Source organism: Streptomyces sp. SID11385 (assembly GCF_010548245.1).
Classification (GTDB): Bacteria; Actinomycetota; Actinomycetes; order Streptomycetales; family Streptomycetaceae; genus Streptomyces.
In genome coordinates this window covers 1-2,786 of the sequence record NZ_JAAGLR010000228.1, presented here as the reverse complement: position 1 = coordinate 2,786, position 2,786 = coordinate 1, and the positions used below count along the sequence as shown (strand labels likewise).

3 protein-coding genes are annotated in these 2,786 nt (G+C 76.0%); 2 read left to right on the top strand and 1 reads right to left on the bottom strand.

Features of this window, described 5'->3' with window-relative positions; genetic code table 11:
* The coding region (locus tag G3I42_RS07070; protein ID WP_164283419.1) for a hypothetical protein at positions 1-468 on the bottom strand (468 nt) is incomplete at its 3' end.
* Positions 469-813: 345 nt separating this feature from the next.
* Here G3I42_RS07070 and fmt point away from each other — a divergent pair.
* Complete coding sequence (gene fmt, locus G3I42_RS07065) at positions 814-1,746, top strand: methionyl-tRNA formyltransferase (protein WP_164283417.1); 933 nt, start codon at positions 814-816, stop codon at positions 1,744-1,746.
* 130 nt (positions 1,747-1,876) lie between these two features.
* Positions 1,877-2,786 (top strand): transcription antitermination factor NusB (locus tag G3I42_RS07060; RefSeq protein WP_275405228.1); only part of this gene is annotated, 910 nt, incomplete at its 3' end.

The following is a 2,786-nucleotide window of genomic DNA, read 5'->3' as shown; positions in this document are numbered from 1 at the left end:
CGTCGGCTGCGTCGGCATGGTGCGTGCGGCGGGAACGGTGGGCGTGGCCGCGCGCTCCGGTACGGCGGCGGCGCCCCGCTCGGGGCGCTCCTCGGCGGGACCCGGGGCCGGGGCCGGGGTGGCCCGGCGTGTCCCGTACCTGCGGTGCACGGCCTGCTTCGTCACCCCGAGCGCCGAGCCGACCGCGTCCCAGGAGAAGCCGAGGGAGCGGTCGAAGTCGACGGCGGCGGTCACGAGGCTCTCGACGCTGTCCCGCAGCTCCTGGGCGAGCCGCACGGTCGGGGCGGGAGCGCGCCCGTAGACCACGAAACCGGTGGAGGGTCCCGTGCGGCGCGGACGGTAGACGTTGCCGAGCTGGGCGGTGAGCGTGCGGAGCGCGTCCACCTGCCTGCGGACCCGCTCGATGTCCCGTACCAACAGGTGCAGGCTGGCCCGTGCCTGGGCGTCGTGGGTGGCGTGGTCGGCCATGTGCAAGCCTCTCGAACCGGCGTTGACGGGCCCGCTGGCCCGCATCGGACTGTGAGAAAAGGACTGCTGAGACTGCGGGGACGCCGTCCTGGGCGGGTCGTCGCGTCCGCCCACGGTCAACGCTGCTTTGACAACGCGCCGCGCCGGAAGGGGTCACGGGGGAGGGCGCGGGGCGTCGCCGCGCGCGCTCCCCGCGAACCACGAGTGCGCGGGGAATTGGGGACGATTCGTCAGCAAGTGCGGGGTTTACGGCTCGTACGGGGCGAGCGCCCGCGAGCGCCCGCCGCGCCGGTGCCTAGGATGGGGGCTCTTGTCGGGCCGGGGTGTGAGGGAAGTTCAGGATTCATGAGGCTTGTGTTCGCAGGGACGCCGGAGGTCGCCGTACCCGCGCTCGACGCGCTGATCGCTTCGGAGCGCCACGAGGTGGTGGCCGTCGTGACCCGCCCCGACGCGCCCGCCGGGCGCGGGCGGCGGCTCGTGGCGAGCCCCGTCGCGCAGCGCGCCGAGGAGGCCGGGATCGAGATCCTGCGGCCCGCGAAGCCGCGCGAGGAGTCCTTCCTCGACCGGCTGCGCGAGATCGCGCCCGACTGCTGCCCCGTCGTCGCCTACGGGGCCCTGCTGCCCCGCGTCGCGCTCGACGTGCCGGCGCACGGCTGGGTCAACCTGCACTTCTCGCTCCTGCCCGCCTGGCGCGGCGCCGCACCCGTGCAGCACGCCGTGCTCGCGGGCGACGAGATCACCGGGGCCTCGACCTTCCTCATCGAGGAGGGCCTCGACTCCGGGCCCGTCTACGGCACCGTGACCGAGACCGTCCGCCCCACCGACACGAGCGGCGACCTTCTCACGCGCCTCGCCTTCGCGGGCTCCGGGCTCCTCGCCGCGACGATGGACGGCATCGCGGACGGCAGCCTCAAGCCGGTGCCGCAGCCCGCCGACGGCGTCTCGCTCGCCCCCAAGCTCACCGTCGAGGACGCCCGCGTCGACTGGACGGCGCCCGCGCTGCGCGTCGACCGCGTCGTGCGCGGCTGCACCCCGGCCCCCGGCCCCTGGACGCTCTTCCGCGGCGAACGCCTCAAGCTCGTCTCGCTCACGCTCGCGCCCGAGGTGCCGCACCTCGCGCCGGGCGAGATCCGCGCGGGCAAGAACAGCGTGCATGTCGGCACGGGCTCGCACCCCGTGGAACTGGGCTGGGTGCAGCCGCAGGGGAAGAAGCCGATGCGCGCCGCGGATTGGGCGCGGGGCGTCCGGCCGGCGGTGGGGGAGCGGGTGGGGGGCTGACCCCGACGGTCGGCGGCGCGGCTGTACGGCACCCCGTCCCCGTACCCTGAACGCAGCCGTCCCGCGTTCGGGCGGCCTTTTCCCGGCCGGGCCCGCAGGGGCCCCGCAGCACTCAGTGGAGCACGCACCTTTGAACGACCAGCCTGTGGCCGCCACCGACAGCGGTCCCCGCCGGGGCAAGGGCCGCCCGCACCGGGCCCCGCGCAAGGACCCCGTCCGCGTCCTCGCCTTCGACGCCCTGCGCGCCGTCGACGAGCGCGACGCCTACGCCAACCTCGTCCTGCCCGCGCTGCTGCGCGAGGCCCGCGAGAAGGGCGGCTTCGACGCGCGCGACGCCGCGCTCGCCACCGAACTCGTCTACGGGACGCTGCGCGGACGCGGCACGTACGACGCGATCATCGCCGCGTGCGTGGACCGCCCGCTGCGCGAGGTGGACCCGCCCGTGCTCGACGTGCTCAGCCTCGGCGCCCACCAGCTCCTCGGCACCCGCATCCCCACCCACGCCGCCGTCTCGGCCACCGTCGAACTCGCCCGCGTCGTCCTCGGCGACGGCCGCTCGCGCTTCGTCAACGCCGTCCTGCGCCGCATCTCCCGCAACGACCTCGACGCCTGGCTCGCCGAGGTCGCTCCGCCCTTCGAGGACGACCCCGAGGAGCACCTCTCCGTCGTCCACTCCCACCCGCGCTGGGTCGTCTCCGCGCTGTGGGACTCGCTCGGCGGCCCGCGCGGCGGCATCGAGGACCTTCTGACCGCCGACAACGAGCGCCCCGAGGTCACTCTCGTGGCCCGCCCGGGCCGGACCGACGCCGGGGCGCTGCTCGACTCGCTCGGCGAGGAGCGCGCGCTCCCGGGGCGCTGGTCCCCGTACGCCGTCCGGCTCACCGAGGGCGGCGAGCCGGGCGCGGTGCCCGCCGTGCGCGACGGCGAGGCAGGCGTGCAGGACGAGGGCAGTCAGCTCGTCGCCCTCGCCCTCGCCAAGGCCCCGGTCGAAGGCCGCGACGCGCTGTGGCTCGACGCCTGCGCGGGGCCGGGCGGCAAGG

Excerpts from the sequence above, each read along its gene's own strand:
- fmt (WP_164283417.1), top strand. The coding sequence starts at position 814 with ATGAGGCTTGTGTTCGCAGGGACGCCGGAGGTCGCCGTACCCGCGCTC.